This window comes from Burkholderia sp. JP2-270, assembly GCF_003233675.1.
Lineage (GTDB): Bacteria > Pseudomonadota > Gammaproteobacteria > Burkholderiales > Burkholderiaceae > Burkholderia > Burkholderia pyrrocinia_C.
Map to the genome: position 1 here is coordinate 270,423 of NZ_CP029826.1, position 14,208 is coordinate 284,630.

A 14,208-nucleotide genomic window follows, 5' to 3' on the forward strand; every position below is an offset into this window, starting at 1 on the left:
TCTCTTTCAGTCGGCACATCCGGACAACCGCCCAGGTCGACGGTATGGGTGTGCAATAGCCGGTTCTAATTCGACGCAACGGGCCTGAACGGCAACGGACGCCTGCTCGCGTCCTGACGATCGATCATCCAGCCGGGATAACAACGAGGCAGAGCACTCACGGCTTCAAGACGCGCAAGCTCATCCTCGGTGAGAACGACATCGACCGCGCCGAGATTGTCCTCGAGCTGTTCGACCCGTTTGGCGCCGATAATGACGCTCGTGACATGCGGTCTGGCGAGCAACCAGGCGAGCGCTATCCGGGCGACCGAGATACCGCGCGCGTCGGCGATGGCGCGCATCTCCGCAACGCACGGCCAGGCCCGATCAAGATCGACCGGCGGAAAATCGAAGTGGCTGCGCCGCGAACCTTCTTCGGTCGGTGCTCCGGGGCCAAACTTCCCGGAAAGCAAGCCGCCCGCGAGGGGCGACCAGACAAGCAGCCCCATCTGCTCGTCGATCACGAGCGGCACCAGTTCGCGCTCCACGTCGCGTCCGGCGATCGAATAGTAGGCCTGCAGCGTTTCGAAGCGCGTGGCGCGAAGCGCCGCACTCAGTCCGAGCGCTTTACCGATCTTGCCTGCGCGCCAATTCGAAACGCCGACATAACGAACCAGCCCCTGCCGCGTAAGATCGTCCAGGGCCCGCAGCGTTTCTTCGATCGGCGTGACAGAATCGCTGGCGTGTATCTGGTAAAGGTCGATATGGTCGACCTGGAGCCGTTCGAGGCTTCTCTGCACCGAATCCATGATGTGACCGCGCGACGCCCCCTGATCGTTGGGTTTCGGGCCCATCACGCCGGCCGTCTTCGTCGCCAGTACGATCTCGCTGCGTGGTACTCCGATATCTTTCAGCGCCTGTCCGACGACGCGTTCGGACTGGCCAAAGGAATAAATGTCGGCGGTGTCGATGAAATTGATTCCCTCGGCGAGCGCGCGGGCGATCAACCGGTTCGCATCGTCCTGACCGACTGCGCCGATCGCCTTCCACATGCCGGCGTCGGCATTGCCGCCCAGCGTCATCGTGCCGAGGCACAGCTCCGACACATACAGGCCGGTGCGGCCAAGTTGCTTGTATTTCATGACCATTCCCTTCAAGAGTGGCTGGTTAACAGGTGGCGGCGTCCGTTCCGTCGCGTCGCGCGCGCCAGGATTTCAGTTGCCTCGAAATTTTCCGGACCGAAACTGTCCGGCGATCATCGCGACGCGTGCGCCGTAGCGGCGCGCCGTCTCGAGATCCCCTGGCGACATCTCGTCGGGCGACGCATCGGCAGGCGTCTGCGCCATCGGCGCGATATAGGAGCCCATGCGATTCAGGTCGTCACGCATCGAGGCCTTCACGTTCGCCGGCTTGATATCCATGCTGACCCAGATGCCGCCGTGCTGCCCCGCGAGCAGAAAGAAGTATTCGAGCGTATTGAGCTTGTCGCCGTTGATACTCGCGCTGTTGGTAAAGCCGCCGAAGATCTTGTTTTGCCACCTACCTTCGAACCAGGCTTTCGAGGATGCGTCCGCGAATTTCTTGAACTGCCAGCTGGGGCCGCCCATGTAGGTCGGCGAGCCGAACAGGATCGCATCCGCGCCGGCCAGCGTATCCCACGCATCCTCGGCAAGGTTTCCGTCGGTGTCGATTGCGACGAGTACGGCACCGGCGCCTTCGGCGACAGCTGTTGCCATACGCTCGGTATGCCCATAGCCGGAGTGGTAGACGACGACCGTTTTGATCGCAGAAGTGTGTTGTGTCATGGTTGCTCCCTTTCGTTCAAGTTGTCCTCCGTGGACGACATGGGAAGCCACTCTACTGAGTCGCAACTGAGTTATAAATGATGACAAATTGAACGTTCCGTTACTCCCTGGGTGAACAATGCAAAACCTTGACGCGCTTTTGATCTTTGCCCGTGTCGCCGAAATGACGAGCTTCACACGCGCGGCCGAAAGCCTCGGAATTCAGAAGGGACGCGTGTCGATGGTGATCCGCGGACTCGAGCGGGATGTCGGTGTGGCGCTGTTGCATCGGACCACGAGGAGCGTGCAGCTCACTGAAGACGGACGCGCCTTTTATCTACGCGCACGGGACCTGCTGGCCGAAGTACAGGAATTGCAATCGATGTTCTCGGGTCGTGGCGCATCCCTGCGTGGAAGGTTGCGCGTCGACATGCCCACCGAGTTGGCACGAAGCGTCGTGGTTCCCGCACTGCCGCAATTGATGGCGGCACATCCGGAGTTGGAACTGGAACTTTCCAGCACCGATCGGCGTGTCGATCTCGTCCAGGAGGGGTTCGATTGCGTGATCCGTCTGGGTCCGATCGTCGACGAGACGCTGATTGCCCGACCGTTGGGCAAACTGCGCATGACAAATGCGGCGAGCCCGAGCTATCTGGCACGGTACGGCATACCGCACACGCTCGACGATCTGCGCAGCCAGGGGCACCGGATGGTTCACTACACGCTGACACTCGGCGCCAGGCATGCCGGATGGGAATACCCGGACGGCGACGGCTATGCGTCGCTTCCGTTGCCGAGCGCGATGCAGGTCAACAGCGTGCAGACCTATCATGCAGCCGGGCTTGCGGGCATCGGATTGATCCAGGCGGGATATTCGGCGCTCGCGCATCACATCGAAAGCGGCGCGCTGGTGGAGGTTCTGCCTGACTTGCGTCCCGAGCCCCTCGCCGCGTCGCTCGTCGTGGCCCATCGGCGTAACCTGTCGCCACGCGTTAGGGCTTTCATGGACTGGATCGAGGGGGTATTGGAGCCGTATTTCGATTAACCGTCAGGTGTAGCGGCTCAACGGGGCGGAAAATGGCCGAACGCGGAAGTACGAGTTCGGCCCGTCAGCGAGGTATTCGCACGACAGCCGAACTCCGATAGCCGTCCCGCTGGACCACATGCAGAAGAAGATTTCGGCAAGATGCGCAGCTACGGTCAACGCCAATATGTTGTTGGAAAATGGCCGTCGTGAGGCGGTCGCTGCTCTTCGATCTGTCGCGCCGGCGTTACGCGTGACGCGGTGTTTCAACGGGTGGTGTGCCGTCATGAAAGAGCGCTTTCAGCTGTGAACGCAGCTCCGGCGAATCGGCATGCTTGTGAACCGCGACCGCATGCTGTACGGCCGCCTCGAGCAACTCGTTTTCGGAATCCGCGGATAGCGCAACGGAACAATTCATTTCGCTCGGGAATTCCCGGCAATCGATGTATTTGCGCGTCATGATGTCCTTCCTCATACGACAGTAGTCATGGGTCTTGCTTGAATGACCGCGCGGGATGCCGCGCGAAGTACATAGGCACTAGGCACGATTGCGCCTCCTTGTCGCGGACGAAATGATTTTGAAAGTATAGGTCGCGTGCAATGAATTCGCGGTAACGCATCGAAATTCACGGCGTTCCGCGTGCGTAGCCCGCACGACGTGCCGCAGGTGCCGTCTGCGGCCGGGAATAAAACACGGTCGTAATCAACGGCCGACTACATGACTGACGAAATCCGCACACGAAAGTCCATGGTCCAGGCGGAATCGGCGTTTGAATCGCAGTCCGAAAGTGCGGGGCGATGGCCGTAGATGGCGGGGTGGCGATCCATACCCGGTGAACCGATCGACCTACCGCACGCGGACGGATCGCCTCGACCGCGACTTGAACCGCTCCAGTTCCTTGTCGGCGAGCACGTAATCGTTGCAGTCATGCAGGCGCTCGAAGGCGAGATCCAGGAATGCCCGCACGCGCTTGGGCAGAGCAGTTCGGCTTCCGTAGTAAAGGTGCAAGCCGATGTGCGTGCTCATATGCTGCACGAGAACCGGCACCAGCCGTCCCGCCCGGATATGGGGCACGGCCGTGAAACCCGCGAGCTGCCCCAGCACTTGCCCGGCGAGCACGGCCTGCACTTCGAGTTCCGAATCGTTCGTCGAAAACGCAGGCGACATCTGACGATGTTCGAGCTTGCCGTCGACGTTCAAATACCAGGGTGCCACCTTGCCCGTGACAGGATGCCGGAACACGCCACAGCGGTGTGCCGCCACGTCGTCCAGTGTCGACGGCGTGCCGTGTGCTTCGAGATATTCGGGCGCCGCGCACACGATCATCTGGATCGGGAAGAGCTGCCGGCCGATTACGCCCTCGCTGGCCGACGCGCCGATCCTGAAGCCGACATCGACGCGATCCAGCACCCAGTTGCCGATTCCATCATCGAGCTGGACATCCGGCTGAATACCGGGGTGCTCGCGACAGAATTCGTCGAGCAGCGGCATAAGAATGGCGGCGAACGACGACTTCGGCCCGACGATACGCAACGGCCCGGCGATCTCGTCTTTGGACTCCCGCGCCAGGACAAGCGCCCTGTCCAGCGCCTCCAGTGCGGGCTGCGTGTTCTCCAGGAAGCGCTGCCCTTCCTCGGTCAGCGCGAGGCTGCGCGTGGTTCGATGCAATAGCCGGACGCCGAGGCGCTGCTCCAGCTGCGCGATGCTTTGACTCGCGGCCTGAGGCGTGACGCCCTGGGCAAGCGCAGCCTGTCGGATGCTGCCGAGTTCCACGGCTTTGGCAAAGGTCGCGATGGCCTTGAAGTCGTTGCTGGGCATGGTCAATGCTTGCGTTAAAGCACGAATGGTCGGGTTCGGGGGTCGGGTCAGCGTCGCATCGGTATCAATCTCAAGTTGATACTGATGCAACGGGAATTCGACTATTCGCTTGAAACTGCACCTTCTAAAGTAGCGCCTTGGGGTCAACGTATCCGGCTCGTTCCGAGCCGGCCTCATGCCGCCCCCGACTTTCAGCGCAAAGGACCGACCATGCAGGATGTGACACTGAACAACGGGATGAAGATGCCGATCCTCGGCTACGGCGTCTTTCAGATTGCCGACGAGGCGGAATGCGAACGCTGCGTCGTCGACGCGGTACAGGCAGGCTACCGCCTGATCGACACTGCTGCGTCCTACAAGAACGAGGAGGCTGTCGGGCATGGCCTCAAACGTTGCGGGGTACCGCGCGACCAGCTTTTCGTCACCAGCAAGCTGTGGTCGAGGACGCCGGCTATGAACGCGCCCGGGTGGCCATCGACAAGTCGCTGAAGCATCTGGGCCTCGACTACCTCGATCTGCTCCTGATCCATCAGCCGTTCTCGGACGTTCACGGCGCGTGGAGAGCGATGGAGGAAGCGCATCGCGCCGGCAAGCTGCGCGCGATCGGCGTGAGCAACTTCCAGCCGGATCGCCTGATGGACATCGCGTGTTTCAACGAGGTGACGCCGGCGGTCAACCAGATCGAAATCAATCCCTTTCACCAGCAGGACGAAAGCGTCGATTTCACGCGCAGGCTCGGCGTTCAGCCAGAGGCTTGGGCACCTTTCGCCGAAGGGCGCAACAACCTGTTCGACAACGCGCAACTTGTCGAGATTGCGCAGTACCACGGCAAGACCGTGGGACAGGTCGTGCTGCGCTGGGTGGTACAGCGTGGCATCGTCGCTCTGGCGAAGTCCGTGCGAAAGGAGCGGATGCTGGAAAACCTGGCCGTCTTCGACTTCGAATTGTCCGAGGAAAACATGCGGGCCATCGCCACGCTGGAGACCGGCACGAGCAGCTTCTTCTCCCATCGCGATCCGGCGATCGTGAAGTGGATGAGCGAACGGAAACTCGGCCTCTGATGCGCAATCGCGGCGGCTGTCCGGTCAGTCAACCGTAATTTCGATTTGGTAAACTGCGAGGTTTCATCCTTGACCTTGTCGCCGGTTTTATGGCTACTGCACCCTCGGACAACGCCTCTTCCGAGTTCATTCCGGCCGACGTGAGGCAAACCGTCGTCACCCAAACATTGCCGTCCGCGCAGATCGGTATCAGTCGGCTGAAGACGGCGCGCAGAAATATGGGCCGGACTGCACCCTATGACCTCGAAGATGCCGATCTCATCGTGTTGCAATTGCGCGCATTCGGCGAACAGGAATTGTGGCTTGACGGACGTGCTGCCCGCTTCGTCCCCTACAACGCAGGGACCGTGACGATTCACGACCTCGACCGCAGGTGGGTGGCGGATCTGAAGGGGGCGTTCGACTGCCTCCACTTCCATCTGCCTCGCCGCACGCTGGAGGAAACGGCCGATGAAATCGGCGGCCGGCGACGACCGCAGCTTTATTTGCCGCCGCACTTGAGTGCAACCGACCCGATCGTCCATCACCTCGGACAATCGTTGCTGCCCGCGCTGGCGCAGCCCGAGCATGCGTCGCAACTCTTCATCGACCAAGTCGCGCTCGCTTTCCAGACTCATATCGCACAACAATACGGCGGCATCGGCGAGCAGCGGGAAAGGCAGACCGGCAAACTCACGCCGTGGCAGGAGCGTCAGGCAAAAGGACTCCTGTTCGAACACCTCAACGGAAAAATTTCGCTTGTCGATGTGGCGAAGGCCTGCGGCCTGTCTCGCAGTCATTTCGTCAAGGCCTTTCATCAGACTACGGGACTGCCCCCGCATCGCTGGCTGATCAATCAACGCGTAGAACTGGCAAAGAAGTACATGCGCACATCCCCCATGCCTCTGAACATGATCTCGGATTTGTGTGGCTTTGCGGATCAGAGCCACTTCACGAGGACATTCATGCGCCTGACCGGCGTCACACCTCGTCAATGGCGTGCGGACAACCGTTGATTTGGGCACCGTGGTACTAAGTACTTCCGCTAATAGTCGCTTTGCCCCGTGCCGCCCGCATTGCGCACTCCACCGCGACAATCGCGGCCCCGCACCACTTCATTCCCCGGACGCGGCATCAATCTCGCAAACGATTTACCGATAGAACCAAAAGTTACCGTTCGTTTCAAAGACGGCCAAAATAGTAAGTTGAAGCGAGGCTATTCTTCCGTTACCCACAATAACACCCATGGGGGGGTGACTATGAATAAGCTCTTTAAAAGTGCCCTTTGCGCTGCGATCGTGCCTTTCGTTATTGCCGGCTGCGGCGGCGGAGACGACGGCGGCAGCGTGCAGAACGGCACGCTGCATGTCGCGATGACCGACGCACCGTCGTGCGGCTTCGATCATGTGTTCGTCACGGTGTCGCAGGTGCGCGTGAACGCCAGTTCGAACGCGGGCGACAACGACGGAGGCTGGTCGACGATCGCGCTGCCGACGCCGCAGAAGATCGACCTGCTGTCGCTGACCAACGGCGCACTCGCCGATCTCGGCCAGACCGCGCTGCCGGCCGGCCAGTACCAGCAGGTCCGCCTCGTGCTCGCGCAGAACCAGGGCAACACGCTCGCGAACTCGGTCGTGCCGACCGGCGGCAGCGAGCAGGCGCTCGCGACGCCGAGCGCGACGCAAAGCGGTTACAAGATCATCTCGCCGTTCACGGTCCAGCCGAACACGCTCGTCGACCTCGTGCTCGATTTCAATGCGTGCAAGTCGATCGTGCAGCGCGGCAACGGCACCTATGCGCTCAAGCCGGTCGTGACGGCAATACCGACGGTCGTGAGCGGCGCGATTTCCGGCTACGTCGCGCAGGCCGAAGCGGGCGCAACCGTCTATGCCGAGCAGCATGGCAAGGTCGTGCGCGGCACGGTCGCCGACAGCACCGGCAAGTTCGTGCTGTCGCCGCTGATCCAGAGCTCGACGCAGGGCAATTACGACGTCGTGATCGTGCAGAACAACGTCGCGTCGGGTGTCGTCCGCTCGGTGCCGGTTGTCGTGAACACGAGCACGGCAGTGTCGACGTCGAACCTGCCGATCACGCTGCCTGCTTCGACGATGAGCACGGTCAGCGGCACGGTGACGGCGAGCGCGAACGCGCTGGTGCGCGCACTGCAGACGATCGATGCAAACGCATACGAGATCACGTCGATCAACGCAAACATGGACACGGGCGCGTACGCGCTGTCGGTGCCGACGGCCGCACCGATCGTCGGCACGTACTCGGGTTCGCTGCCGGTCACGCTGGCTTCCGCGCCGGCGTCGGCAGGCCAATATACGATCGAAGCGGACGCAGCGTCGGGCGCAACGCAGGCGACGAATGTCAATGCAACGACTAGCCAGACGAACGTCAATTTCAGTTTCTGACGGTTCAACGGCATAACGGAAGGGGCCGAACGGCCCTTTCCCCTCAACGGGAGAACGAAGTGAAAAAAGGGGTTATCGCGTTGCTTGCTGTGGCGAGCACGATCGGTGCACTCAGCGGGTGCGTGGCTTACGTTCCCGGTCCGCCGGTAGTGGTCGCGCCGCAAGGCGGTCCGGGGAACGGTTTCTGCCCGCCCGGCCAAGCGAAGAAAGGCAATTGCTGATACGAGGCCCGCGCATCGCGGGCCTTTCTTTTACCCGCTCTGCGCCGGTGGACTCGGCCGGATCTGTTGGTAAACCCGGGCAGCCAAAGCAGCTTTACGTCTGACCGATGACTATCCTGGTACCCGATACACTGCAAGCCACTCGCGAGTAATGCGGCAGTACCTGCGGCTTATCTGACAAGGCTCGGCGCACAAACCTACGCCAATACCTAAGCTCACCCTTTTGGAGATCAGCCGGTACCACCGCCGGCTGCCGACATCTGCGAGCGGCGACTTCCGACCCTTCTCTGTCGTTCGCCGCAGTACCTCGACAACGGCGGCTTATGACGGTACAACGGTCATCGCACCTGTCCGGACGTTCGAAGACGCGGCTGAGTTAGTCGGGGTCGAGACGATCCCTCGCTTCAACCCGACCACCCCGCCCGCCTGTAATCGCTTGGCGACACTCCGGACACCCGTTTGAACGCGCTGCTAAATGCGCTCTCGGATGCGTAACCTAACCTTGCCGCGAGAATGGCAATCGGCAGTTTCTCGTCGGTTAACGCCTGCTTTGCCATACGCATGCGCCACTGCGTGAGCCACGTGAGCGGAGCCATGCCCGCAACCGACCTGAAATGTACGCAAAACGCCGTGCGCGACATTGCCGATGCGGCCGCAAGCTCATCCAGTCGCCATGCCCGGCCGGGATCGCCATGCATCAACCGTAGCGCGGGCGCAAGCCGTCTGTCGCCGATGGCGCGCAGCCAGCCGTTGGGGATTGCCGTGCTGGTGTCGAGATAGACGCGCAGCATTTCGACGAACATCAACTGCGCAAGGTAGGTCGAAGCAAGGCCACTGCCCGGCAAACCCGACGCGAATTCCTTGACGAGCCGGGCAAGCAGCCATCGAAGGACGGCCGCCTGCTCGCAGTCCGCGCGGATGTGTATCAGCGATGGCAGGACGTCGACCAGCAGCGCGTCGTTTGAGGGCGCGAGCCTGACGTGTCCGCCGATCTGCGTACAACCATTGCCGTCGCCGATCGTCGCAGTCCGGGTTTGCTCGCCGGAGAACACTGTTGCCGCGTCGACCGGATCCGCGTCTGGGTCGCTTGCGAGGACAAACGCGTGTTCGCCCGTCAGCAGAAAGACGTCGCCTTCGCCGACCGCGACCGGCTCCGTCTGCGCATCAATGCAAAGCCAGCAGTTGCCCTTGACCAGCGCGAAGAACTTGAGCTTTTTCGGCTGCGGAAAGCGGATCGCCCACGTGCCCCCTGCGGAGAAACTACCGGCCACGACGGGCTGGGTACCGAGCAGCCGGAGGATAGCCGAGAGCGGGTCGTCCTCGATATTTGAACTCATGCGACAGTATTCCGAACGTTTGATGATTCATCGTACCGGGATTTGAGCCCACACTGCGTACATCATTGTTCGTCCAGGGAAATACCATGATGACGCCACAAAAGCCGCTGGGTTCGGGTTTCGGAGCCGCCACCACCGCCGACGAGGTCATCGCCGGCATCGATCTTGCCGGTAAGACGGCGATCGTGACCGGGGGCTACTCCGGCCTCGGACGCGAAACCGCCCGGGTTTTGCGCGCGGCCGGCGCACGCGTGATTGTTCCCGCGCGCGATCTGCGCCGCGCCAGCGAGGCACTGGCCGGCATCGACGTGGAAATCGCGCCGATGGATTTGCTCGATCCGCCCTCAATCGATGCCTTTGCGGCGGCGTTCCTCGAATCGACTCCGGCGCTGCACATGCTGATCAACAGCGCCGCGATCATGGCCGTGCCGGAATTGACGCGCGACGCGCGCGGGTACGAGTCTCAGTTTGCGACCAACCATCTCGGCCACTTGCAACTCACGATGCGGCTCCTGCCGGCGCTGCGCAAGGTGGAAGGTGCTCGCGTGGTGTCGGTTTCGTCGATTGGTCACCGCTATTCGCCGGTGGTTTTCGACGATCCGCATTTCGAGCGTCGCGCGTACACACCGTGGGCAGCGTATGGGCAAGCGAAGACCGCCAATATCCTCTTCGCCGTTGCGCTCGATCAGCGCGAAAAGGAGCACGGAATCCGCGCGTTTTCGCTGCACCCGGGAGCTATTGTCGAGACCGGGCTTGGGAAATACATTGCGCGCGAGCAACTGATCGCCGCAGGTGTCCTTGATGAACAGGGCAAGCCCGTGCGCGATCCGGCGAGGCAACTCAAAACTGTCGGACAGGGAGCCGCCACCCAGGTCTGGTGTGCAACGAGTCCACAATTGAATGGCATGGGCGGCGTATATTGCGAAAACGTCGACATTGCTGCAGTGATGATGCAGGAACCGGAGAAGATGGATATGTCGGATGCAATGCGACTTACGGGCGTATTGCCCTATGCCGTCGACTCTGGATTCGCCGATGACCTATGGGCACTCAGCGAGCGACTTCTCAGCGTCTAGTGGAAGCTGCTACTACTTGACAGATTCGGCTCTTCGGTTTTTTATGTGGCTGTCTCATCACGACTGGCGACGAACCGTTACTTGTTACGAAGCAGCCATTCGAGCGTCGTCGTCAGCGTGCATGCCTATGGCAGCAACTGGCCGGGAAGCGTCACCGTCATATAGAATGACGCGCTTTGCCCGTACTCCTATGTGGTTCAAAAATCTTCAGCTTCATCGTCTTCCGGCACCTTGGGCCGTTACCCCCGATCAGATGGAAAAGTGGCTGGCGCCCTACGCGTTTCAGCCGGGCAGCAGCGTCGAGATGCAGAGTTTCGGATGGGCGTCGCCGCGTGACGACGGCGCGCTTGTGTATTCGATCAACCGGCAGATGCTGCTGCTGTTCCGTGCCGAAAAGAAGCTGCTCCCCGCGTCGGTCGTCAATCAGGTGACCAAGGCCCGGGCGCTTGAGGTCGAGGAGCAGCAGGGCTTCAAGGTGGGGCGAAAACAGCTGCGGGAACTCAAGGAGCAGGTTACCGACGAACTGCTGCCGCGCGCGTTCAGCATTCGCCGCGATACCCGCGTGTGGATCGATACGGTGAACGGCTGGCTCGTCATCGATGCGGCTGCACAGGCTCTTGCCGACGACGTTCGCGGCCTGCTCGTCAAATCGATCGATCAGTTGCCGCTCGCCGGCGTTCATGTGGCGCTTTCGCCGGTCGCCGCGATGACGGATTGGCTGCTGTCCGGCGAGGCGCCGGGCGGATTCACCGTGGACCAGGACGCCGAGTTGCGCTCGAGCGGCGAAGGCGGCGCCACGGTGCGATACGTCGGCCACGCGCTGGAAGCGAACGACATGCGCCGGCACATCGAGGCCGGCAAACAATGCATGCGCCTCGCGATGACCTGGAATGACCGGATCTCCTTCGTGCTGACACCGTCGCTGACGATCAAGCGCGTCACGCCGCTCGACGTGATCAAGGAGGCGACGGATCCCACCGCGCAGAACGACGATGAACGCTTCGACTCGGATTTCACGCTGATGACGGGTGAATTGGGGCGGATGCTGACCAGTCTCGTCGATATCTTGGGTGGCGATCAGCACGACTCGATTCATAAGGCGGCAGCAGCCTGAACTCCGGCGGCTGTCGAGAATCATCGCCCCGCGGCGGTGAGGCTTCGCGCTGACGCGACATTTCGTGGAGGACCGTCGCCGCCCTGGCGGCGGGTCGCGGCTGGGCGCACGCACTCCAAACCAGCCGACGGGCCAGCGGCTACCGTGCGACCGGTCTTTGGTCGCACCACGGACGTTGATGTCCGCATAAACACTGTTAGACTGCGGACGCCTTCCCCGCACATGTACTCGACCATTCTGGATGGCGACATGACCGAATGCGCTCTAACGTTTACCAGTCAGACCGAATGGGAAAGCTGGTTAGCGCAAAACGGCAGCACTTCGACCGGAGCATGGCTGCGTCTAGCGAAAAAAGGCACCGAGCAGCGAACCGTAACCTACGAACAGGCGTTGGAAAGCGCCCTCTGCTATGGCTGGATTGATGGTCAAAAGCAGGCTGAGAGCGAGCAATACTGGTTACAACGCTTCACCCCACGCTCCGCAAAAAGCATCTGGTCCAAACTCAACAAAGACAGGGCCGAAGCACTGATCGCCGCAGGCAGAATGCGCCCGCCCGGTATGCGCGAAATCGAGAAGGCCAGGCAGGACGGCCGCTGGAAGGCTGCTTATACGTCGGCCAGCAACTCGATAGTGCCGGACGACCTACAGGTGGCTTTGGACGCAAATCCGGAAGCCATGAAGTTTTTTGCAACACTGAACAGCCGTAACCGCTATGCCATCCTGTTTCGGGTACAGAATGCCAAAAAGCCAGAAACAAGGGCGCGGAAAATCGAGGAATTCGTCAACATGCTGAACCGTGGCGAAACCTTTTATCCGTAGATCTTGCACTTCTGACGGAGATTTTGCCAAACGAGCGCATATAAGCCGTAATGGCCGCTTCGGCTCAGCAGCCGTGATGCGTGAGACATGCCCGAAGGGGTGTTGCTGGCCGAACTCAGCCAATTTAGCCAGCGAACAAGTTTTATATGCCGCCGTTCATCCGCCGGGCAGGCATCTCTCGCTTTCGGATCACCGCACATTGATGCTGGCGGCCGGGCTCAGCTCTTGCTCGACGTCTTTGCTACAAATGGCGTGGGCGCATGTAGAACCTGTTCGCTTCCACATTTTGGGCATTGCGGGTGAGCGGTTTCATGCTCCGCGAGATGTTCAACATGTTCGAACGTCTCGCCACACTTCTCGCAACGGTATTGGTAAGTAGGCATGGCATCCCTCCGGCACGAAGCTTGCGAGTGTCGCCACGGACGAAGCCCGGACGGCGTCCAGCACCCCAAATGAAACATTGTAGTGCAGGACATGTGCAGACACTAATCGTCCATCACCACAACACGCTGCCCCCACGGCCGGTGATAAGCTCAACGTCGATGCATTTCCTGGCCCCCTGACTGCCCATCCGCCCCCAATCGAGCTCCCTCATGCCCCTCGCTCCCTCCATCCTCTCGGCCTTCACCCCGACCGGCAAGCTGCGCGCGTCGATCAATCTCGGCAACCCGATCCTCGCGAACCGCGATCCGGCCACCGGCGAACCGTTCGGCGTGTCGATCGACCTGGCGCGCGCGTTCGCGGAACGCCTGTCGGCCGAGTTGGAACTCGTCGTGTTCGACTCCGCCGGGAAATCGGTGCAGGCGCTGACCGAAGAGCGCGCCGATTTCGGTTTCTTCGCGGTCGACCCGCTGCGCGGCGAAACGGTCGCGTTCACCGCGCCGTACGTGCTGATCGAGGGTTTCTATCTCGTGCGCGACGCTTCGCCGATCCGCACGAACGAGGACGTCGACCAGCCGCACAACCGCGTGACCGTCGGCAAAGGCAGCGCATACGACCTGTTCCTCACCCGCGAACTGAAGGCCGCGCAGATCGTGCGCGCGCCGACGTCGCAGGCCGTCGTGCAGACATTCGTCGAACAGCAACTGGAAGTAGCGGCCGGCGTGAAGCAGCAACTCGAAGCCGACGCCGCGAAGACAACGGGCCTGCGCCTGCTCGACGAGCGGTTCATGGTGATCCGGCAGGCGATGGGTGTGCCGAAGAGCCGCGGCGAGGCTGCCGCGGCGGCGCTGAACGAATTCGTCGAGGACATGAAGGCGTCGGGCTTCGTCGCGGATTCGCTGCGGCGGCACGGCATCACCGGCGCATCCGTTGCGCCGTAACGGCGGCCATCGTGTCATCTTCTACGCGCAGGATCGCGGCGGCCGAGCAGGCCGTCAGTGTCGCAGCGCATTACGCGCGGAATCCCGTACGCCGACAACTATCGATTGACTCTGCCGGCCATACCCAAACCTATTGGCCGGCCCGCTTTCCGGCGATCGATATCTTCGTGACGGCAAGCAGGCAGGTCGGGTGCCGGGCTGGCAGCAGTATCCCGGCGCGCATCCGCAGAAGGTTGTCGTGACGTAAAAACGGCTC

The 14,208-nt window shown here is 61.5% G+C and carries 13 protein-coding genes and 1 pseudogene; 8 read left to right on the forward strand and 6 right to left on the reverse strand.

The features are described 5' to 3' along the window. Positions 1-65 precede the first annotated feature (65 nt). Together DM992_RS33905 and DM992_RS33910 are read right to left on the reverse strand one after the other, a co-directional pair. On the reverse strand, positions 66-1,121 hold the full coding sequence (locus tag DM992_RS33905) for an aldo/keto reductase (RefSeq protein ID WP_111021585.1): 1,056 nt from the start codon (positions 1,119-1,121) through the stop codon (positions 66-68). A gap of 72 nt (positions 1,122-1,193) precedes the next feature. Further along, entirely contained in the window at positions 1,194-1,784 is a 591-nt protein-coding gene (locus DM992_RS33910) for a flavodoxin family protein (protein ID WP_111020662.1), read from the reverse strand. A 118-nt stretch (positions 1,785-1,902) separates the two neighbouring features. On the opposite strand from DM992_RS33910, the gene DM992_RS33915 reads away from it, so the two are divergent. Next, positions 1,903-2,808, forward strand: coding sequence for a LysR family transcriptional regulator (locus DM992_RS33915; RefSeq protein ID WP_111020663.1), 906 nt, complete (start codon positions 1,903-1,905; stop codon positions 2,806-2,808). A 226-nt stretch (positions 2,809-3,034) separates the two neighbouring features. Here DM992_RS33915 and DM992_RS33920 read toward each other — a convergent pair whose 3' ends face one another. Next, positions 3,035-3,247 carry a DUF1059 domain-containing protein gene (locus DM992_RS33920; protein ID WP_111021586.1) on the reverse strand — a complete coding sequence of 71 codons (213 nt, stop codon included), beginning with the start codon at positions 3,245-3,247 and terminating at the stop codon, positions 3,035-3,037. 387 nt (positions 3,248-3,634) lie between these two features. Then, the gene (locus DM992_RS33925; RefSeq protein WP_111020664.1) at positions 3,635-4,606 is read right to left on the reverse strand and encodes a LysR family transcriptional regulator; all 972 of its coding nucleotides are present in this window, start codon (positions 4,604-4,606) and stop codon (positions 3,635-3,637) included. Between the two features lie 210 nt (positions 4,607-4,816). On the opposite strand from DM992_RS33925, the pseudogene DM992_RS33930 reads away from it, so the two are divergent. The 3 genes and pseudogenes from DM992_RS33930 to DM992_RS33940 all read left to right on the forward strand — a co-directional run bounded on the left by DM992_RS33930 (position 4,817) and on the right by DM992_RS33940 (position 8,063). After that, positions 4,817-5,667, forward strand: a pseudogene (locus tag DM992_RS33930) (aldo/keto reductase). Between the two features lie 89 nt (positions 5,668-5,756). After that, positions 5,757-6,662, forward strand: a complete 906-nt coding sequence (locus DM992_RS33935) for an AraC family transcriptional regulator (RefSeq protein ID WP_111020665.1) — start codon at positions 5,757-5,759, stop codon at positions 6,660-6,662. A 243-nt stretch (positions 6,663-6,905) separates the two neighbouring features. Further along, on the forward strand, positions 6,906-8,063 hold the full coding sequence (locus DM992_RS33940; RefSeq protein WP_111020666.1) for a DUF4382 domain-containing protein: 1,158 nt from the start codon (positions 6,906-6,908) through the stop codon (positions 8,061-8,063). Between the two features lie 625 nt (positions 8,064-8,688). Here the strand turns inward: DM992_RS33940 and DM992_RS33950 are convergent. After that, positions 8,689-9,621, reverse strand: a complete 933-nt coding sequence (locus tag DM992_RS33950) for an AraC family transcriptional regulator (RefSeq protein ID WP_111020668.1) — start codon at positions 9,619-9,621, stop codon at positions 8,689-8,691. An 86-nt stretch (positions 9,622-9,707) separates the two neighbouring features. Here DM992_RS33950 and DM992_RS33955 point away from each other — a divergent pair, with 86 nt between their 5' ends. The 3 genes from DM992_RS33955 (at position 9,708) to DM992_RS33965 (ending at position 12,630) form a co-directional block, all read left to right on the forward strand. After that, positions 9,708-10,697: an SDR family NAD(P)-dependent oxidoreductase gene (locus DM992_RS33955; RefSeq protein WP_111020669.1), complete on the forward strand. Its 990-nt coding sequence runs from the start codon at positions 9,708-9,710 to the stop codon at positions 10,695-10,697. Between the two features lie 190 nt (positions 10,698-10,887). Continuing rightward, positions 10,888-11,811, forward strand: coding sequence for a recombination-associated protein RdgC (locus DM992_RS33960; protein ID WP_111020670.1), 924 nt, complete (start codon positions 10,888-10,890; stop codon positions 11,809-11,811). Positions 11,812-12,060: 249 nt separating this feature from the next. Beyond that, on the forward strand, positions 12,061-12,630 hold the full coding sequence (locus tag DM992_RS33965; RefSeq protein WP_111021587.1) for a YdeI/OmpD-associated family protein: 570 nt from the start codon (positions 12,061-12,063) through the stop codon (positions 12,628-12,630). 218 nt (positions 12,631-12,848) lie between these two features. Here DM992_RS33965 and DM992_RS33970 read toward each other — a convergent pair whose 3' ends face one another. Beyond that, positions 12,849-13,013, reverse strand: coding sequence for a zinc ribbon domain-containing protein (locus DM992_RS33970; RefSeq protein ID WP_111020671.1), 165 nt, complete (start codon positions 13,011-13,013; stop codon positions 12,849-12,851). A 210-nt stretch (positions 13,014-13,223) separates the two neighbouring features. On the opposite strand from DM992_RS33970, the gene DM992_RS33975 reads away from it, so the two are divergent. Continuing rightward, the gene (locus DM992_RS33975; protein WP_111020672.1) at positions 13,224-13,952 is read left to right on the forward strand and encodes an ABC transporter substrate-binding protein; all 729 of its coding nucleotides are present in this window, start codon (positions 13,224-13,226) and stop codon (positions 13,950-13,952) included. The last annotated feature ends 256 nt before the right edge of the window (positions 13,953-14,208 follow it).

Bases quoted from the DNA above. Each gene is read 5' to 3' on its own strand.
- DM992_RS33975 (WP_111020672.1), top strand. From the start codon at position 13,224: ATGCCCCTCGCTCCCTCCATCCTCTCGGCCTTCACCCCGACCGGCAAG.
- DM992_RS33955 (WP_111020669.1), top strand. From the start codon at position 9,708: ATGATGACGCCACAAAAGCCGCTGGGTTCGGGTTTCGGAGCCGCCACC.
- DM992_RS33950 (WP_111020668.1), bottom strand. From the start codon at position 9,621: ATGAGTTCAAATATCGAGGACGACCCGCTCTCGGCTATCCTCCGGCTG.
- DM992_RS33915 (WP_111020663.1), top strand. From the start codon at position 1,903: ATGCAAAACCTTGACGCGCTTTTGATCTTTGCCCGTGTCGCCGAAATG.
- DM992_RS33925 (WP_111020664.1), bottom strand. From the start codon at position 4,606: ATGCCCAGCAACGACTTCAAGGCCATCGCGACCTTTGCCAAAGCCGTG.
- DM992_RS33935 (WP_111020665.1), top strand. From the start codon at position 5,757: ATGGCTACTGCACCCTCGGACAACGCCTCTTCCGAGTTCATTCCGGCC.
- DM992_RS33920 (WP_111021586.1), bottom strand. From the start codon at position 3,247: ATGACGCGCAAATACATCGATTGCCGGGAATTCCCGAGCGAAATGAAT.
- DM992_RS33910 (WP_111020662.1), bottom strand. From the start codon at position 1,784: ATGACACAACACACTTCTGCGATCAAAACGGTCGTCGTCTACCACTCC.
- DM992_RS33960 (WP_111020670.1), top strand. From the start codon at position 10,888: ATGTGGTTCAAAAATCTTCAGCTTCATCGTCTTCCGGCACCTTGGGCC.
- DM992_RS33970 (WP_111020671.1), bottom strand. From the start codon at position 13,013: ATGCCTACTTACCAATACCGTTGCGAGAAGTGTGGCGAGACGTTCGAA.
- DM992_RS33940 (WP_111020666.1), top strand. From the start codon at position 6,906: ATGAATAAGCTCTTTAAAAGTGCCCTTTGCGCTGCGATCGTGCCTTTC.
- DM992_RS33965 (WP_111021587.1), top strand. From the start codon at position 12,061: ATGACCGAATGCGCTCTAACGTTTACCAGTCAGACCGAATGGGAAAGC.
- DM992_RS33905 (WP_111021585.1), bottom strand. From the start codon at position 1,121: ATGAAATACAAGCAACTTGGCCGCACCGGCCTGTATGTGTCGGAGCTG.